This window comes from Pseudokineococcus marinus (genome assembly GCF_013004605.1).
GTDB classification, from domain to species: Bacteria; Actinomycetota; Actinomycetes; order Actinomycetales; family Quadrisphaeraceae; genus Pseudokineococcus; species Pseudokineococcus marinus.
In genome coordinates this window covers 1-17,706 of sequence record NZ_JABEMA010000032.1, presented here as the reverse complement: position 1 = coordinate 17,706, position 17,706 = coordinate 1, and the positions used below count along the sequence as shown (strand labels likewise).

Below are 17,706 nucleotides of genomic sequence, written 5' to 3'. Positions count from 1 at the left end.
CCGGGGCGCACGTGCGCCAGCCCGAACGAGCGGACGCCCGGCGTGTCGACGACCCAGCCCTCGGGCGGCCCGCCCGCGGGGCCGGGCAGCCGCAGCGCGAGCGCGGAGGAGGACGTGTGCCGGCGCTGGCGGAGGGGGTGCTCGCCGGGCGGCGGGGCGACGTCGCCCGGGCGCTGACCCTCGTCGAGTCGCGCCGGCCCGACCACCGCGAGCGCGCCGGGGAGCTCCTCACGGCCCTGCTGCCGCGCGCCGGGGGAGCGGTGCGCCTGGGCGTCACGGGCGTGCCCGGCGTCGGGAAGTCGACCTTCGTCGAGGCGCTGGGGACACGCCTCACCGGGGCGGGGCACCGGGTGGCCGTCCTCGCCGTCGACCCGAGCTCCAGCCGCAGCGGCGGGTCGATCCTGGGCGACAAGACGCGGATGGGGCGCCTGGCCACCGACCCCGCGGCCTTCGTCCGCCCGTCCCCGACGGCGGGGACGCTCGGCGGCGTCGCCCGGGCCACGCGGGAGGCCGTCGTCGTCCTCGAGGCCGCCGGGTACGACGTCGTCGTCGTCGAGACCGTCGGCGTGGGCCAGTCCGAGGCCGTCGTCGCGCAGATGGTCGACACCTTCTGCGTGCTCGTCCTCGCCCGGACGGGCGACTCGCTGCAGGGCATCAAGAAGGGCGTGCTGGAGCTCGCCGACCTGCTCGTCGTGCACAAGGCCGACGGGCCGCACGCCGCCGACGCGCGGGCCGCGGCGTCCGAGGCGCGCTCGGCGCTGCGGCTCGTGACCCCGCCCGACGCGCTCTGGCACCCGCCCGTCTTCGAGGCCAGCTCCGTGGAGGACCGGGGCGTCGCCGAGGTGTGGGACGCCGTGCTCGCGCACCGCCGCACCCTCGAGGGCGCCGGCGAGCTGGCGCGGCGGCGCGGGCAGCAGCAGGTCGACTGGATGCGCGCCGCCGTGCGCGACGCGCTGCTCGCGCGGCTGGAGGAGCCGGCGGCGCGGGCGGACCTCGCGGCCGCCGCCGAGGACGTCCGGTCCGGTCGGGTCCCGGCCACCGAGGCGGCGCGGCGGGTCGTCGAGCGGCTCGGCTGAGACGCGGCTGCCCCCGGTGGGCGGCGCGGGAGCCACGGACGGGTGAGGGCGTGGCCGAGCGGACGGCGCAGCGCTCGTGCCGCTGCGCCCGTCGCTACTGTCGCGCCGTGCGAGGACGACGTGCGGTGGGGACGGCGCTGCCCCTCGCCTGCGCCGCGGCCCTGCTCGTCGGGTGCTCCGGCGGGTCGGGGGCCGAGGTCGTCGTCCCCGACGGCACGGTCACCGGCTCGTCCCCGGCGGTGGACCCGGCGCCCACCCCGCCGAGCGCTGCTCCCTCGCCCACCGGTGGCGACGGAGGGGCCGGGCCGAGCGCGCCCTCCGCGGTCGAGGGCGACGTCCTCGTCGTGGAGGAGACGCCGCGCACCGCACCGGACCAGCCGCCCCACGAGGCCGAGCTGCGCGTGACGACCCCGGTGAGCGGCGAGCAGGTGGCGGTCGTGGCCGCCTGGGAGGCCTTCTGGGAGCAGCTGGCCGTCACCTTCGGGGTCCCGCGCTTCGACCCCACGGCCATGGGCGAGGTGGCCACGGGCGAGGCCCTCGCCGCCGTGCGGACCTACGCGGACGACCTGGCGGCGAGGGACGTCCGCCTCTCCGGGCGGGCCACCACCGTGGCCGACGCGGTGGTCGTCGACGGGGACACAGCGGTGGTCGAGGGGTGCTCCCTCGCCCAGGACGTCGAGATCGACGACCGGGGGGCGCCCCAGGAGGCGCCCCGGGGCCCGACGAGCCTGCGCACGGAGCTCGTGCGCGAGGGCGGAGCCTGGCGCGTGTCGTCCTACGGGATCGTGGAGGGGCTGTGCTGACGGACCTGCGACGGAGCCTCCTCGCGGCGGCGGCGGCCGCCGCGGCCCTCGTCGTGGCGGCGCCCGCGGCGTCGGCCGACTCCTACGGCTCGGGCACCTCGACCGGCGGCGGCTACGAGGTGACGGCCTCGGTGACGTTCAGCGGCGACGCCGCCCCGGCGGGCGGCGGCACCGTGTCCCGCGGCGTGCCGGCGACCTGCTGGTGGGAGGCGCCGTACGAGGCGCCGTCCGGGGACGCGGCGGCGATGGTCGGCTGGTTCCAGGACCGGGTCCGCGAGTACACCATCACCTTCTCCGGGTGGCGCGGCGTCTACGGCTCGCTCGAGGACTGGGAGGCGGCCGCGGCCGCGGAGGCCGCCGGCGCCGACCTCACCTGGTACGTGGCCCACTGCGCCGAGACGGACGTGGGCCGGCTCGCGGGCTTCGCGGGCCAGGGCACGTTCGCCTCGCCGAGCGGTCCGGCCGTCGTCCAGTACGCCGCCTTCCCCGCGGGGGCGCCGCCCGCCCCGCAGGTCGACCCCGCCGCGCTCGCCGAGCTCGCCCGCGACGAGATGGTCGTCCCCGACCCCGAGGTGGACCGCAACCCGCGCTCGTCCGGGCTCGGCGCCACCTTCGTCGGCCTGCCGACGTGGTTCTGGGTCACCGACCCCGACGCCGTCGGCGGCGACACGGGCACCCGCACGATCCGCGCGCAGGTGGGCTCCGTGTGGGCCGAGGTGACGGCGACGACCGGCGGGCTGTCGGTGAGCAGCCCCGCCGGGGCCGAGACGTGCTCCCCCGAGCGGGCGCGCACGGCGTGGGCGCCGGGGCTGCCCGAGAGCGCCGGCTGCACGGTCACCTTCACCCGGTCGTCCGCGGCCTTCCCCGGCGGGATGCCCCTCGACCTGAGCACCACGTGGTCGGCCGCGTACACCGCCAGCGACGGCTCGGGCGGCGACCTCGAGGGGCTGGTGCGCACCGCGGACGACGCCGTGCCGGTGGCGGAGTCGCAGGCGCTGGTGACGGCGTCGCGCTGAGGGCGCGTCCCGCCCGGCGGTCGGGCGGGGGAGCGCCCGCCCGCGCGCGGTAGCGTCGACGCCCGTGACGAGCACCCCCACGGGCACCGCGCCGGACGCCGCAGCGCAGCGGGACGAGCGCGTCCGGGCCGTGGTGGACGCCCTCGTCCCGACCCTCGTGCCCGAGCTGCTCGCGCTGCGGCGCGACGTCCACGCCCACCCCGAGCTCGGCCACCACGAGCATCGGACCACCCACCTGCTCGCCCAGCGCCTCGAGGCGGCGGGCCTGGCGCCGCAGCTGCTGCCGGGCACGGGCCTCGTCGCGGACGTCGGCGACCCCGACGCCGCCCCGGTCGTGCTGCGCGCCGACATCGACGCCCTGCCGGTGTCCGAGACCACCGGGTTGCCCTTCGCCTCCACCACGCCGGGGACGGCGCACGCCTGCGGCCACGACCTGCACACCGTCGTCGTGCTCGGCGCCGCGCTCGTGCTCGTCGAGGCGGAGCGCCGCGGGCTCCTGCCCGGCCGGGTGCGCCTGCTCTTCCAACCGGCGGAGGAGGTGACCCCGGGCGGCGCCGTCGAGGTGCTCGCGACCGGCGTCCTCGAGGGCGTGCAGCGCTTCTACGCGGTGCACTGCGACCCGCGCCTCGACGTCGGCCGCGTCGGCCTGCGCCACGGCCCCATCACCTCGGCCTCCGACCACGTCCTCGTGCGGCTGCGCGGGCGCGGCGGCCACACCTCGCGCCCGCACCTCACCGGCGACCTCGTCTTCGCGCTCGGGCAGGTCATCACCGCGCTGCCCGCCGTCCTCTCCCGCCGGCTCGACCCGCGCACGGGCGTCAACCTCACGTGGGGGCGCGTCGAGGCCGGTGGCGCGCCCAACGCCATCCCCGTCGAGGGCTGCGTCGAGGGCACGCTGCGCGTGCTCGACGTCGCGGCCTGGAAGGAGGCCGGGCAGCTGCTCGAGGAGGTCGTCGCCTCCGTCGCCGCCCCCTACGACGTCGAGGCCGTGGTCGAGGTCACCCCCAGCGTCCCGCCGGTGGACAACGACGAGGGCAGCGTCGCCGTGCTGCAGCACGCCGCGCGGCTCGTCCTCCCGGAGGGCGCGGAGGCCCGCACCGAGCAGAGCCTCGGCGGCGAGGACTTCGGCTGGTACCTGCAGGACGGCGCCCCCGGGGCGCTCGCGCGCCTCGGCACCCGCACCCCCGGCGGGCGGACGTACGACCTCCACCAGGGCGACTTCGTCGCCGACGAGGCCGCCGTCGAGGTGGGGGTGCGGCTGCTCGCCGCCGTGGCCCTCCTGGGTGACGGCGCCGCCGACGGCCCGGGCCGGCCGGGGGAGGCCCAGACGGGGCAGAGCGGGCAGCCCGGGTAACGACTGCGGCACGACAGCGGCCGGATGCCGCCCGGTCGTCACCGGCACCCCTCCGCGCTGTCTACCGTTCTCCTCGGCCGTCGCCGCGAACCCCGCGCGCGGGCCCACACGAGAGGAGACGCGCGTGCGTCGCACACTTCCCGGAGCAGCGCTCACCCTCGCCGCGCTGCTGGTCGCCAGCGGCTGCGCCGAGGACGCCCCGCCGCAGGCCGGTGGCAGCACCAGCACCGAGGGCGGCGGGAGCACCTGCGGCAACGAGGTGACCATCGACGAGGTGACGAGCGTCGGCCTCGCCTTCGACAGCGGCGGCCGCGGCGACCTCTCCTTCAACGACGCGACGGTCGCGGGCCTCGAGCAGGCCCAGGAGGAGATCGGCTTCGAGGCCACCGAGCTCAGCCCCAACGCCGACGGGAGCAACCGCGGCGACCTCCTGCGCCAGCTCGCCGACGCCGGCAACAACCCCATCATCGGCAACGGCTTCCAGTTCTCGGAGGACATGGACACCGTCGCGGCCGAGTACCCCGACACCCAGTTCATCCGCATCGACGGCGGGCCCTCGGACTGCGCCAACGTCGCCGTCCTCACCTTCGCCGAGCCGCAGGGGTCCTTCCTCGTCGGCGCGGCGGCGGCCCTCACGTCGGAGACGGGCGTCGTCGGCTACGTCGGCGCCAACACGAGCGAGCTCATCGAGGGCTTCCGCGCCGGCTACACGCAGGGCGCCCAGGCCGTGAACCCGGACATCGAGGTCCTCACGGCGACGCTGGAGCCCGGCCCGGAGGACGGCTACAACGACCCGGCGGCGGCCCGCGTCGCGGCCGAGGCTCAGATCGAGCAGGGCGCTGACGTCCTCTACCACGCGTCCGGCAGCTCGGGCGTCGGCGTCTTCGAGGCGGCGGCGGCGGCGGACGTCTGGGGCATCGGCGTCGACCAGGACCAGTACAACACCATCGGCGACCCGGCCCTGGCCGAGCACATCCTCACGTCGATGCTCAAGAACCTCGACGCGGCGGTCTACGAGTCGCTGACGACCATCGTCGAGGAGGGCTCGGTCGACAGCCAGAACCTGACCCTCGCCGAGGACGGGGTCGGGTACTCCACGACCGGGGGCTTCATCGACGACCTCGTGCCCCAGCTCGAGGAGTACAAGCAGCAGATCGTCGACGGCGAGATCGAGGTCTCGGCCACGCCGGCGAGCTGACACCCGCCGCGGCGGGCAGCGGGGCGGAGGGCGCGCGGCGTCCCCCGCCCCGCTGCGCGTCCGGCGCCGGCCGTCCCCGCGCGCGTCCTCGCGCCGGCCGGCCTGGCGTACCCTCCCTGGGCGCGCGACGAGGCCCCTGCGGCCGCCGCGGCGCTCTCCCCCCTGGCGACCACCCTGGAGGTCCCGTGACGTCCGCGCCCGACGCGGCTGCGCCGCCGGCCATCGAGCTGCGCGGCATCACCAAGCGCTTCCCCGGCGTCGTCGCCAACCGCGACGTGCACCTGTCCGTGGCACGCGGCGAGGTGCACGCGCTCGTCGGCGAGAACGGCGCCGGCAAGTCGACGCTCATGAAGACGCTGTACGGCATGCACGTGCCCGAGGAGGGCACGATCAGCGTCGACGGCGAGGTCGTCACGCTCCGCTCGCCCGGGGACGCGATCGGCCACGGGATCGGCATGGTCCACCAGCACTTCATGCTGGCGGACAACTTCACGGTCCTCGAGAACGTCGTGCTCGGCAGCGAGCCGCACCGCGGACCGCGCCTGGACGTCGCGGAGTCCCGCCGCCGCATCCTCGAGATCTCCGACCGCTACGGCCTGGGCCTGCGGCCCGACGCCGTCGTCGAGGACCTGTCGGTGGCCGACCGCCAGCGCGTCGAGATCGCCAAGGTCCTCTTCCGCGGCGCCCGTGTCCTCATCCTCGACGAGCCCACCGCCGTGCTCGTGCCGCAGGAGGTCGACGCGCTCTTCGCCAACCTCGCCGAGCTGCGCCGCGAGGGCCTGTCGGTGGTCTTCGTGTCGCACAAGCTCGACGAGGTGCGGGCCGTCGCGGACCGCATCACCGTGCTGCGGCGCGGGACCACGGTCGGGACCGTGGACGCGGACGAGGTCACCTCGCGCCAGCTCGCCGAGCTCATGGTCGGCTCGGAGCTCCCCGTGGCCGAGCGCGCTGCCTCGACCGTGACCGACGAGGTGGCCCTCGCCGTCCACGGCCTCGCCGTCGAGCGCGGCGGGCGGCGGGTGCTCGACGACGTCTCCTTCGAGGTCCACCGCGGCGAGGTCGTCGGCTTCGCCGGCGTCGAGGGCAACGGCCAGAGCGAGCTCGTCGAGGCCCTGCTCGGCGTCCTCGCCCCGACCGCCGGCACGGTCGAGCTGGGTGGCGAGGACATCACCCGCACGTCCACGCTGCGCCGTCGCGGAGCCGGCATGGCCTTCGTCCCCGAGGACCGCCACCGCCAGGCCCTCCTGCTGGAGGCGCCGTTGTGGGAGAACCGCCTCCTCGGGCACCAGGGCAGCGCCCCCGCGGGCGGCCGCTTCCTCGTGCACCCGCGGGCGGCCCGGGAGCAGACCGCCCGGATCATGGCCGAGTGGGACGTCCGCGCCCCCGGCGTGGAGGTCCGCGCGGGCGCGCTGTCCGGCGGCAACCAGCAGAAGCTCGTCATCGGCCGGGAGATGGAGGCGCAGCCGAAGGTGCTCGTGGCGGCGCACCCGACCCGCGGCGTCGACGTCGGCGCGCAGTCTTCGATCTGGGGGCGCCTGCGGGACGCGCGTGCCGAGGGCCTCGCCACCGTCCTCGTCTCAGCGGACCTCGACGAGCTCATCGGGTTGTCCGACGTCCTCCACGTCATGCTCCGCGGCCGCCTCGTGGCGACGCTCGACCCGCGCGACGTCACGCCCGAGGTGCTCGGCACCTACATGACCGGCGCCGCCACGGGCGACGCCGGCACCACCACCGAGGAGGACCGGCGATGACCGCCGTCCGACGCCTCGGCGCCGCGCTGGCCCCGCCCGCGGTCGCCGTGCTCATCGCCCTCGCCATCACGGCCCTGCTCCTCACGGTCCTCGGCGTCGACGCGCTGACGGCGCTCCGAGCGCTCGTCGACTTCGGCGGCAGCGCCCAGGGGCAGGCCAACCAGCTCCGCACGCTGCTCACGGGCGCGGTGCCGCTGTTCCTCGCGGGGGTCGCCGTCAGCGTCGCGTTCCGGATGAACCTCTTCAACATCGGCGTCGAGGGCCAGTACCGCGTGGCGGCGGTGTGCGCGGCCTACGTCGGCGGCGAGCTCGCGCTCCCCATGCCGCTGCACGTCCTCGTCATCGTCCTCGTCGCCATGCTCGCCGGCGCCGCCTACGCGGCCGTGCCCGCCGTCCTCAAGGTGACCCGCGGGGTCAACGAGGTCATCACGACGATCATGCTGAACAGCATCGCCGTCGGCCTGGCCGCCTACCTCGTCGCCGGGCCCTTCCGGGACTCGACGGCCGGCGAGGGGGGCAACCCCACGACGAGACCGCTCGGCGAGAGCGCCCGGCTGCCCGGCTTCCAGGACTCGTTCCTGCTCCTCGGCCTCCAGCCGCCCACCCGTCCGGTGACCGGCTTCATCGTCGTGGCCGTGGTGGTCGGCGTCGTCGTGGCCCTGCTCGTGAGCCGCACCCGCTTCGGCTTCGAGCTCCGCGCGAGCGGCGCCAACCCGACCGCGGCCGTCGCCAGCGGCATCCCGGCCAAGGCGATGGTGCTGCGCGCCATGCTGCTCTCCGGCGCCCTGGCCGGGCTCGTCGGCCTGCCGGAGCTGCTGTCGGAGGACTACTCCTACGGGACCTCCTTCACCTCGGGCCTCGGCTTCACGGGCATCGCCGTGGCGCTGCTCGGGCGCAACTCCGTGCCCGGCATCGCCGTCGCCGCGCTGCTCTTCAGCTTCCTCGACCGCGCAGGACCCAGCCTCGAGACCCAGGGCATCCCGCCGTCGGTCTCCACGATCATCCAGGGCACCGTCGTCCTCACGGTCGTCGTCGTCAACGAGGTCGCGGCGCGGCTGCTCGCCCGCCGCGAGGACCGCCGCGTGCGCGGTCGCACCGAGCCGGCAGCCGTGCCCGCGGCCGCCGCCCAGCAGGGGGAGGGGCGGGCATGACCGTCGACACGAGCGAGCGCACCGCCGTCCCCGCCGCGCCCCGCCGCCGCCTCTCCCGCGGCCGGGTGCTGCTGCTGTCGGTCGCGGGGGTCGTCCTCCTGCTGTCGTTGACGCGGGTCGTCACCGGCGCCGACGTCCTGACGAGCTCGGGCACCGCGGGCGCCCTGCTGGTGCTCGCGCTGCCGATCGCCCTCGCCGGGCTCGGCGGCCTCATCGCCGAGCGCGCGGGCGTCGTGAACATCGGGCTCGAGGGCATGCTCATCCTCGGCACCTGGGGCGCCGGGTGGGCCGGCTTCCAGTGGGGGCCGTGGGCCGCGCTGCTCGCCGCCGTCGTCGGCGGGGCGCTGGGCGGGCTGCTGCACGCCGTCGCCACGGTCACCTTCGGGGTGAACCACATCATCAGCGGCGTGGCCATCAACCTCCTGGCCGCGGGCTTCGTGCGCTTCCTCTCGGAGCTCTTCCTCGTCGGCCGCTCCGGCGGCGGCGCCACGCAGTCGGCGTCCATCGTCGGGTCGGTGCCCCGGGTCTCGCTGCCGGTGCTGTCCTCCGGGCCGGACCTCCTCGGGCGCCTGGAGGCCACGCGCGTGCCGGTGCTGGCCGACCTCGGGGGGCTCCTCGGCGGGCTGACGCGCGACGTCAGCGTCTTCCAGGTCGCCGCCGTCCTCCTCTTCCCGCTCGTGGGGTGGATGCTCTGGCGGACCCGTCTGGGCCTGCGCTGGCGCTCCAGCGGCGAGGCGCCGACGGCCGCCGAGACGCTCGGCGTCGACGTCGTCAGGATCCGCTACCTCGCGGTCACCCTCAGCGGTGCCCTCGCGGGCTTCGGCGGGCTGTTCCTCGTCCTCTTCGCCGGCCGCTACATCGAGGGCCAGACCGGAGGGCGCGGCTACATCGGCCTGGCCGCCATGATCTTCGGCAACTGGCGGCCGGGCGGCCTGCTGTCGGGCAGCCTCCTGTTCGGCTTCACCGACGCGCTGCGCCTGCGCGCGCCCGACGCCGTCATCGCGCTGCTGCTGCTCGTCGCCGTCGTGCTGCTCGTGCTGGCCGTCGTGTCCTTCGTCCGGCACCGCCGGGTGGCCACCGTGCTCGCCGGCGCTACGGGCGTCGTCGCCCTGCTCGGCTGGCTGCTGCTCGACTCCCTGCCGCTGCAGGTCGTCGCGACGACGCCGTACATCGTCACGCTCGTCGTGCTGGCGGTGGCGTCCCAGAGCCTGCGGCCGCCGCGCGCGGCGGGTCTGCCGTACCGGCGGGGACAGGCGTGAGCGACGCCGCCTCCACGCCCGCGGGGGACGGCGTCGACTGGCCGTCCCTGCGGGCCGCGGCGACCGAGGTCATGCACCGGGCCTACGCGCCCTACTCGGGCTTCCCCGTGGGCGTCGCCGGGCTCGTCGACGACGGCCGCGTCGTCGTGGGCTGCAACGTCGAGAACGCCGCCTACGGCGTCGCGCTGTGCGCGGAGTGCGGCATGACGAGCGCGCTCCTCGCCGGCGGCGGGGGCCGGCTCGTGGCGGTCGCCTGCGTCGACCGGTCCGGCGCCCCGCTCATGCCCTGCGGGCGCTGCCGGCAGCTGCTGTGGGAGCACGGCGGCCCGGAGTGCCTCGTGGACACCCCCGAGGGCGTCCTGCCCATGAGCGCCGTCCTGCCGCAGGCCTTCGGCGTCCACGACCTCGAGAGCCGGTGAGGACCCCGTGACGAGCGCCCCGACCAGCGCCACCAGCAGCGCCACCGGCCCGACCGCGCCGGCGGCCACAGCCACCGCGGACGCCCTGGGCTACGCGCCGACGGACGCCGCCTTCGTCGCCGACCCGCACCCCGTCTTCGCGCGGCTGCGCGAGGAGGCGCCCGTGGCGTGGTCGGCGGCCACGGACCAGTGGGTGCTCTCGCGGCACGCCGACGTCAGCGCGCTCCTGCGCGACCGGCGGCTCGGGCGCAGCTACCTGCACGTGGCCACGCACGCCGAGATGGGGCGGCCGGACGACCCGGCGCACCTCGCGCCCTTCTGGAGGGTCGTGCGCGCGGGGATGCTCGACGTCGAGCCGCCCGACCACACGCGGCTGCGCCGCCTCGTGTCCAAGGCCTTCACCCCGCGCATGGTCGAGGGCCTGCGGCCCCGCGTCGCCGAGATCGCCGCGGGCCTCGTCCGCGACCTGCGGGACGCCGGCTCCGACGGCTCGCCGGTCGACCTCGTGGCGGCCGTGGCCGAGCCCCTGCCCGTCGAGGTCATCAGCGAGCTGCTCGGCGTGCCCGCCTCGGACCGCCACCTCCTGCGGCCGTGGTCGGCCGACATCTGCGCGATGTACGAGCTGGCGCCCTCCCGCGAGACGGGCGAGCGGGCCGTGCGCGCGTGCGAGGAGTTCGGCGCCTACCTGCTCGACCTCGCCGACCAGCGCCGCCGCGCGCCGGGGGCGGACCTGCTCAGCGCCCTGGTGCAGGTGGCGGACGACGGCGAGCGGCTGACGCCCGACGAGCTCGTGGGCACGTGCGTGCTGCTGCTCAACGCCGGGCACGAGGCGACGGTCGGGACCACGGCCAACGGCTGGTGGTCCCTGCTGCGCCACCCGGGAGAGCTCGCGCGGCTGCGCTCGGGGGAGGTCGACGTCGCGACGGCGGTCGAGGAGCTGCTGCGCTTCGAGACCCCGCTGCCGATGTTCGAGCGCTACGTGCTCGAGGACCTCGAGGTCCACGGCACGCTCCTGCCGCGCGGCACCGAGGTGGCGCTCCTACTCGGCTCGGCCAACCGCGACGGCGCGGTCTTCCCCGAGCCGGACCGCTTCGACGTGGGGCGGGGGAGCACGGCGCACCTCACCTTCGGCGCGGGCATCCACTTCTGCCTCGGGGCGCCGCTGGCCCGTCTCGAGCTGACGACGTCGTTCGAGACGGTGCTGCGGGAGGTGCCGGACCTGGCGCTCGCCGCGGAGCCGGCGTGGGCGGGCGGGTTCGTCATCCGCACGCTGCGCGACCTCCTCGTCACCGTCTGAGGCCGTCCGCCGCTCCCGGCGCCGCGCGCGCGAGCAGGGCGTCGAGGCGCTCGGCGTGCGCGCCCCGCCAGAAGACGTGCCCGCACCGGGCGCAGCGCGTGAAGTCGTCGTAGCTGCGCCGCGTGCCCGCGGGCAGGCGGTCGGTGACGTCGGCCTTCGCGACGGGCTCGAGGTGGCCGCCGCAGCGCGTGCACCGCGTCATCGGGGCGAGAGGCGGGGCGAAGCGGTCCAGGACGTCGGCGAGCTGGTCGTCGGGGTCGTCGCCGCGCACGAGGGCGCCGGCGGGCAGGGCGCGACGGCGCAGGAGGCCCCGGTCGCGCGTGAGCAGCAGGCGGTCCTCGGCGGCCGCCCGGGCGACGAGGCCGGCGTCGTCGAGGCCCGGGTCGTCGGCGGCGTCGAGTCCCAGCAGGCGCAGCCGACGGGCGAGGGTCCCGAGGTGGACGTCGAGCAGGAGGCCCCCGGGGGGCAGCGGCTGCGGGCGCGAGGGCGGGGCGACCTCGACGACGTCGCCGTCCTCGAGCCGGGCCGCCGGGTCGAGCGGGGCTCCCCGTCGTCGCAGCGCGCCGACCTCGGTGCGGGGGACGCCGGCGGCCTCGACGACGTGCCGCGCCGTGGCGTCGGGGTCGTGGCGCAGGCGGCGCCCCGCCTCGCGGTCGCGCGGCGGCAGCAGCCAGCGCAGCGACGGGTCCGGGAGGACGACGACCGTGCCGGGCACCCTGTCAGCCTGCGACGGCGTTGTCGCACCGGCGACCCGGTCGTCGCCGGTGACCGTGCACGGCCACGAGGGGCGACCAGGTCGCCGGTGGGGTGGCGCCCCGCGGCGTGCGACGGTGGGGGCGTGGCACGAGCGGGCAGGGCGACGCGCACGGCGGCACCGGTGGCGCTCCTGGCGCTGGTCTCGGCGGGGTGCACGGGCGGGTCGGAGCCGGGGAGCGGGGCGACCGGTGCCCCGTCGCCGCCCGCGGCGAGCCCGTCGGCGGTGGCGCTGCCCGGCACGCCCGTCGGCGAGGCGGCCGGGTGGGTGCTCGACCAGCTGGCGGCCGGCGCGGGGCCGACGCCCGAGGAGGCGCGGCAGCGCTTCTCGCCCGGCTTCCTCGACCAGCTCGGCGCGACGCCGGTGGCCGAGGTCTTCGACGGGCTCCGGGCCCTGGGGCCGTGGACGCCGACGGCCTTCGACGGCTCGGAGACCGAGGCCCTCCTGTCGCTGGCGACCGGCTCCGGCACGGCCTACCGGATGCAGGTGGTCGTCGACGCCGACGGCGTCATCGGCGGCCTCCTCTTCACCGAGGACACCGTCGCGGGGCGGGAGGTGGCGACGTCGTGGAGCGAGGTGGCCGACGACCTCGCCGGCCTGGCCGAGGAGACCCACCTTCTGGCCGCCCGGGTCGAGGACGGCGCGTGCGTGCCGGTCGACCCGGCCGCCGTCGTCGCGGCCGACGAGCCGGCGCCCCTGGGCTCGGTGTTCAAGCTCCACGTCCTCGGGGCCGTCGCCGCCGCGGTCGAGGACGGTTCGCTGGCGTGGGACGACGAGCTCGTGGTGACCGACGACGTCCGGAGCCTCCCGTCGGGCGAGCTGCAGGACGCCCCGGAGGGCGCCGCCGTCAGCGTGCGAGAGGCGGCCGGCGGCATGATCGCCATCAGCGACAACACGGCGGCGGACCTCCTCGCGACGACGGTGGGGCGCCCCGCCGTCGAGGCGGCCGTGACGGCGCTCGGGACCGAGGACGTCTCGGGGCTCGTGCCGTTCCTGACCACGCGCGAGGTCTTCACCCTCGGGTGGGGCGCGCCCGCGCTGCTCGAGCGGTGGCCCGACGCGGACGTCGCCGAGCGGCGCCAGCTCCTCGCCGAGCTGCCGTCGGACCTCGGCGGGGTCGAGGCCGCCGACGTCACGACGCCGGTCTGGCAGCGGGACGTCGGGTGGCGGGCGTCGGCGGAGGACGTCTGCCGTGCGCACGTCGGCCTGCAGGAGCTGGCCGGGCGGCCCGGCCTCGAGCCCGTGCGCGAGGTGCTCGCCGAGAACCCCGGCCTCCCGCTCGACGAGGACGTCTGGGACTACGCCGCCTTCAAGGGCGGCAGCGCCCCCGGCGTCCTCGCGGCGTCGTGGTACCTCGAGCGCGCCGACGGCGAGCAGCTCGTGCTCGTCGCGCAGGCGGCGGACGGCGGGGCCGTGGACCAGCCGTTGTTCTTCGCGGTGGTGCAGGACGCGCTGGGGATCATCGCCGAGGCCTGAGGCTTGCACCGCTCGTCAGGCGCCCGCGGCAGGGCTCCTGGCTAAGAGGTGAGCGAGGTCTCCCCCTCGTCGTCGAGGAGCGGCAGGCCCAGAGCGTCCGCAGCCTGCAGGCACAGCGCGCTGACGTCCTTCACGAGATCTCGACCGCTCGTACCGGGCCGGAGGACCACCGTCACCTCGTAGACGAGCGTCCGAGACCCCACGGGGACGGTCGTGAGCAGCTGTGCTCGGGCACCGGGTGCGGGGGAGCCGTCAGCGAAGTCGCCCGCCGACAACCCGTCTGCGTAGCCGAGCACCAGCTGCGGTGGGTAGGTGAAGTCGGTGGAGCCCTCACGAGCGGTGGCGGCGACGTCGACGCCACCAGTGCCGCGAGGGGTGACGTAACCCGTGAGAGCTGGCTCGTCGGCCCCCTCGACGAAGACCTCGCACAGCCCACCCGTGGGGACGCCGTCCTCGAGCGAGTACCCGCCGCTGGTGCGGACGACACGCCGACCGGAGAGGACGGCGTCGACGTCCTCCGCCGAGAAGAGCCCGCAGACACCGGAGCCGACGGGAGGGCCGTCGCGCTCCACGGCGCGGGTGACCGTCGCGGTGGGGGTGCTGGGCGTCGAGGGTGACGAGCAGCCGACCAGGACGATGACGAGGGAGGCCGAGAGCGCCGCGCGCAGCCTCATCCGTCGAAGTCCGGCATGGCAGCGGCGTAGGGGCCGATGACCCAGTCCTGCACCCAGCCATCGGCGTCCCGCAGGCTCCAGTCGCTGTACGCCTGGGACCCGAAGCTCACGCGCGGGACCCCGTCGACGGACGTCACCACGCCGGGGCCGGGAGCGTCCGTCCGGCCAGCGGCCGCGTAGACCTCGGGGGCCAGGTAGCCGTGCTGCAGCAGCTGGTCGAGGAGCTGGCCGCTGAGCTGCTCACGCATCTGCTGCGACATGGCGGTGTAGTCGTCGACTCCCGTGGGCGGAGCGTCGGTGACGGCTGTCTGGGACAGCTCCACCAGCCGGCCCACGGCGAAGCCGCCGTACCCGGCCACCTGCAGCGGCGGGAGCGCCGCGACGGCGCCGATCGCCCGGGACACCGCGGCCGCCCGAGCGGCTTGTGCCTCCTGGTCGTCCTCCTGCCCCTCCTGACCCCAGGCGAGCACCTGAGCAGCCGCGACCGCACCTCGCGCGCTCGTCCCCTGCAGGTCGGGCACGGGCGTCCCCGACAGGAGGTCGACGGCGACCTGCCCGTCCGTGCTGGCCATCTGCACCGCGAGCAGCTCGTCCACGGCGAGGCGGGAGGCAGCGGCGACGCCGCTCGCCACCACACCGAGGTGCTCGGGGTCCTCACCCAACGTGCCGAGGAGGCGTTCCAGAGCTTGCCGGTCGATCTGCGCGCCGTAGCCGCCCCCCGCCTCGTCGCGGGTCCAGGTCGTGTAGTCCGAGGCGACGCCCCCCGACTCGAGCGGCAGAGCCGCCAGCGTCACGTCGGACCCGTAGGAGGCCAGCATCTTCGCCACGTCGTCCCGGAGCCCTTCCTGCAGGCTCCGGCCACCGTGACCCTCTTCGTCGACCGCGCCCGCGAGCGCGAAGGCCTGCGCGGCCAGTGTCGCGGACGTCCTCCCCGCCTCGTCGGGTCCTCGGCGCTCCGTCGTCGCGGCGACGAGAGCAGCACCGAGGCCATCGGCGTCGTCGTAGGGCCACCTACGGTCCTGGAGGAGGTACTTCAGACGCTCCTGGACCTCGACGTCATGGTCGAGGACCGTCGCGTCCACCACACCGCCGCCCGTGAAGAAGCGCTGGGCCGCCTCGGCGTTCCCCGCGAGGCCGTGGAGCACGTTCGCCATGACGTCGACGCCGGACCGGCCGAAGGGAGCGACGACGTCGCCGACGTAGCTGCCGTCGGAGGCTCGCGGGCCCCACACGGGACGCCCCCCGGCGGACCGCTCGTAGTCGTAGACCGCCGTGGCGACGCGGTCGAGGAAGGGCGTGGAGAACGTGCCCCTGGTCAGCAGGAGACTGGCCGCGGCCGACTGGCCGAGCAGCACCTCGCCGCCCTCGGTGGCGAGGTCGCCGGTGAGGAGGTCGACCCACTGCTCCGTGTAGCCGTCGGGCGGCGCGAACTGTCCCGTGCCTCGAGTGGCGGTCCCCAGCGTCCCGCTCACCGCAGCGATGACGTCCCGGTACCGGCGGTCGTAGGCGTCGAGCTGCTCGGGCGTGGCCAACGAGGACACCATCGCCTGCCGGGTCCCCGACCACTGCATCACCAGTCGCGAGAGCTGCTCGGGTGACGCCGCGCTCGCGAAGCCCGCCGCGAAGGCCGGGTCGTCCTGGCGCTCGGCGATGTCCCTGATGAGATCAGCGGACGCGTCGACGCCCTGCTCGAGCAGCTGCTGGGCCGCGGCGATGCCGGCCTGGCGCGACTCCGTCGCGAGGTCGTAGAAGAGGTCGACCAGCGGCATCCGGCCACCGCCGCCGAGGGCGTTCGCGACGGTCTGGTCGGGGGCGACGGCCACGACGGCCGCGGCGACGGCGTCGGACGCCGCGGCTGCGGCGGTCTCGAGACGAGCGACGAGCTCGGCGTACTCGGCGTCGAGGCCGGTGAGCTTCCCGTCGCGCACGGCGGCCGCCTCGCTGGTCCGGTAGGAGTGCGCCGAGTCCGCCTCCATCTGCCACATGCGGCGCTGGGCGCCCGCGTCGGCGGGGATGTCGTCGTAGGCGGTCGTCCGCTGGGCCTGGGACTGCCGGACGTCGTCGTCGTAGAGGTTGAGCGCGGCCTGGCGGCGGTAGTCGAGGTCGGGCAGGACGTTGGCCTCTGCGTCGACCACCGCGGTGATGAAGGGGGCGAGGCCCTCAGCCGCGGCGGTGAAGAGGGGGGCGAAGCCGCGCGTGTGCCCGGCGAGCGCGGCGACCTCCGTCATGACGGCGGTGCGCGCCGCGCCCTGCCAGACCGGCATCGAGCCCGGTGCGGCGTCCAGCTGGTCCGCACGGCCGGTGAGCGCGGTGGCCAGCTCGGTCAGGCGGTCCTGGGCGGACATCAGCGCCTGGGTGTCGACGTCGATCCGGTAGTGGACGCTCACAGGACGATGGCCGTGCTGGCGTCGACGTCGACGGCGCTGACGTCGGTGGCGGTGCGCCCGATGTTGCTGGCGACGAGCCCCGCGGAGGTGGAGCAGACCGACAGCGCCTCCTGCCAGCTCGCGAGGAAGGCGCCCACCCCAGGAGACAGGTGGGTGGCGAACTGGCCGGCCCCCGTCGTCGCGTCCTGGGTGGCGGCCGTGAGCGGCTCGCCGGCGTTCCGGTACGCCGCGGCCAGGTCGTTGAAGGAGTCCTGGGCGGCCTCCATCTCGACCTGGTCGACCGCGAGGGTCTCGCCGCCCGTGCTCATGGGTCCCCCTGGGTGCCTGTGCCGTCCGGTCGGGACGGTAGTGCAGGCGCGGCCGCCGGGGGAGGGCTGCGCGCGGGCGGGCACCGGACGCGCCACCGCCCTCACCCGACCGGGGCGCGCCCGGGGCCGCTGTCGCCGCTGCTGGCTAGCCTCCGCCCAGGGCGGCGCGCCGCGACGAGCGCGCGGGACGGGTCGGACGGGGGTGCGGGCGTGCGCTGGAGCGTCACCGTGCGCGCGGGGGGCCGCGACGCCGACCTGCTCCTCGACGCCGACCCGGGGCAGACCCTCGCCGAGCTGCTCCCGCCCCTGCTCGCGCGGGTGCGGGGGGCGCAGGGCGCCGAGGTGCACCCCGCCTTCGCCGCCCGGACCCCGCTGTGGGTCGACGGCGCGTCCGTCGACGCCGCACGGACGCTGCGCGAGGCGGGCGTGCGCCCTGGGAGCGTGCTGTCGCTCGACCCGCCCGACCGCCCCGCCGCGCCGCCGACGGGCGTCGCCGAGCTGCGCGTCGTCGGCGGGCACGGGGCCGGGCGGGTGCACCGGCTCCCGCTGGGGACCACGCTCGTCGGGTGCGGGGCCACCGGTCTGTCGCTGCCGGACCTGCAGCTGCCCGCGGACGCCCTCGCCGTCACGGTGGCGCCCGACGGCGTCGTCCGCGTCCGGGAGGTGCCCGGGCTGGGCGCCGTCCTCGCCGACGAGCCGCTCGAGCGGGCTCCGGCCGAGGTCGAGCCCGCTCCGCGTCGCGGGCGACGGCGCCGTCGCCGGGCCGCAGCGGCGGAGGCGGCC

General features: G+C 76.5%; 15 protein-coding genes and 2 pseudogenes. 12 read left to right on the top strand and 5 right to left on the bottom strand.

Annotation, left to right across the window (positions count from 1 at the left end; translation table 11 throughout):
* A pseudogene (locus HLB09_RS20310) lies at window positions 1–122 on the bottom strand (ribosome small subunit-dependent GTPase A); the annotation flags it as partial.
* On the opposite strand from HLB09_RS20310, the gene meaB reads away from it, so the two are divergent.
* From meaB to HLB09_RS04220, 10 genes are all read left to right on the top strand, one after another.
* Window positions 117–1,076, top strand: coding sequence for a methylmalonyl Co-A mutase-associated GTPase MeaB (meaB, locus tag HLB09_RS04260; protein ID WP_171202162.1), 960 nt, complete (start codon window positions 117–119; stop codon window positions 1,074–1,076). The pseudogene HLB09_RS20310 and the gene meaB overlap by 6 nt on opposite strands.
* Window positions 1,077–1,183: 107 nt before the next feature.
* Window positions 1,184–1,879 (top strand): nuclear transport factor 2 family protein, encoded by a 696-nt coding sequence (locus HLB09_RS04255; protein WP_171202161.1) that lies wholly within the window; start codon window positions 1,184–1,186, stop codon window positions 1,877–1,879.
* Window positions 1,873–2,895 (top strand): hypothetical protein, encoded by a 1,023-nt coding sequence (locus HLB09_RS04250; RefSeq protein ID WP_171202160.1) that lies wholly within the window; start codon window positions 1,873–1,875, stop codon window positions 2,893–2,895. Before HLB09_RS04255 ends, HLB09_RS04250 begins: the two co-directional genes overlap by 7 nt.
* A gap of 64 nt (window positions 2,896–2,959) precedes the next feature.
* A complete protein-coding gene (locus HLB09_RS04245; RefSeq protein ID WP_171202159.1) occupies window positions 2,960–4,249 on the top strand; it encodes an amidohydrolase in 1,290 nt (429 codons plus the stop codon).
* A 124-nt stretch (window positions 4,250–4,373) separates the two neighbouring features.
* Window positions 4,374–5,447: a BMP family lipoprotein gene (locus HLB09_RS04240; RefSeq protein WP_171202158.1), complete on the top strand. Its 1,074-nt coding sequence runs from the start codon at window positions 4,374–4,376 to the stop codon at window positions 5,445–5,447.
* Between the two features lie 185 nt (window positions 5,448–5,632).
* The gene (locus HLB09_RS04235) at window positions 5,633–7,198 is read left to right on the top strand and encodes an ABC transporter ATP-binding protein (RefSeq protein ID WP_171202157.1); all 1,566 of its coding nucleotides are present in this window, start codon (window positions 5,633–5,635) and stop codon (window positions 7,196–7,198) included.
* Window positions 7,195–8,349 carry an ABC transporter permease gene (locus HLB09_RS04230; protein ID WP_171202156.1) on the top strand — a complete coding sequence of 385 codons (1,155 nt, stop codon included), beginning with the start codon at window positions 7,195–7,197 and terminating at the stop codon, window positions 8,347–8,349. The genes HLB09_RS04235 and HLB09_RS04230 overlap by 4 nt, the downstream gene beginning before the upstream one ends.
* Window positions 8,346–9,608: an ABC transporter permease gene (locus HLB09_RS17695; protein WP_212770530.1), complete on the top strand. Its 1,263-nt coding sequence runs from the start codon at window positions 8,346–8,348 to the stop codon at window positions 9,606–9,608. The genes HLB09_RS04230 and HLB09_RS17695 overlap by 4 nt, the downstream gene beginning before the upstream one ends.
* Window positions 9,605–10,027: a cytidine deaminase gene (locus HLB09_RS17690; RefSeq protein WP_322790021.1), complete on the top strand. Its 423-nt coding sequence runs from the start codon at window positions 9,605–9,607 to the stop codon at window positions 10,025–10,027. The genes HLB09_RS17695 and HLB09_RS17690 overlap by 4 nt, the downstream gene beginning before the upstream one ends.
* An 85-nt stretch (window positions 10,028–10,112) precedes the next feature.
* A complete protein-coding gene (locus tag HLB09_RS04220; RefSeq protein ID WP_171202163.1) occupies window positions 10,113–11,324 on the top strand; it encodes a cytochrome P450 in 1,212 nt (403 codons plus the stop codon).
* Here the strand turns inward: HLB09_RS04220 and HLB09_RS04215 are convergent.
* Window positions 11,314–12,039, bottom strand: a complete 726-nt coding sequence (locus HLB09_RS04215; protein ID WP_171202155.1) for a Mut7-C RNAse domain-containing protein — start codon at window positions 12,037–12,039, stop codon at window positions 11,314–11,316. The two genes, HLB09_RS04220 and HLB09_RS04215, sit on opposite strands and share 11 nt — an antisense overlap.
* A gap of 123 nt (window positions 12,040–12,162) precedes the next feature.
* Between HLB09_RS04215 and HLB09_RS04210 the strand changes: the two genes are divergently transcribed.
* Window positions 12,163–13,554, top strand: coding sequence for a Cpe/LpqF family protein (locus tag HLB09_RS04210; protein WP_171202154.1), 1,392 nt, complete (start codon window positions 12,163–12,165; stop codon window positions 13,552–13,554).
* A gap of 41 nt (window positions 13,555–13,595) precedes the next feature.
* On the opposite strand, the gene HLB09_RS04205 is transcribed toward HLB09_RS04210, so the two are convergent.
* The 3 genes from HLB09_RS04205 to HLB09_RS04195 are packed head-to-tail and all read right to left on the bottom strand — an operon-like array spanning window position 13,596 to window position 16,923.
* Complete coding sequence (locus HLB09_RS04205) at window positions 13,596–14,228, bottom strand: hypothetical protein (RefSeq protein WP_171202153.1); 633 nt, start codon at window positions 14,226–14,228, stop codon at window positions 13,596–13,598.
* Window positions 14,225–16,615, bottom strand: a complete 2,391-nt coding sequence (locus HLB09_RS04200; protein ID WP_171202152.1) for a hypothetical protein — start codon at window positions 16,613–16,615, stop codon at window positions 14,225–14,227. Before HLB09_RS04200 ends, HLB09_RS04205 begins: the two co-directional genes overlap by 4 nt.
* Complete coding sequence (locus HLB09_RS04195; protein WP_171202151.1) at window positions 16,612–16,923, bottom strand: hypothetical protein; 312 nt, start codon at window positions 16,921–16,923, stop codon at window positions 16,612–16,614. The genes HLB09_RS04200 and HLB09_RS04195 overlap by 4 nt, the downstream gene beginning before the upstream one ends.
* 228 nt (window positions 16,924–17,151) lie before the next feature.
* Between HLB09_RS04195 and HLB09_RS04190 the strand changes: the two are divergent.
* A pseudogene (locus tag HLB09_RS04190) lies at window positions 17,152–17,706 on the top strand (hypothetical protein); the annotation flags it as partial.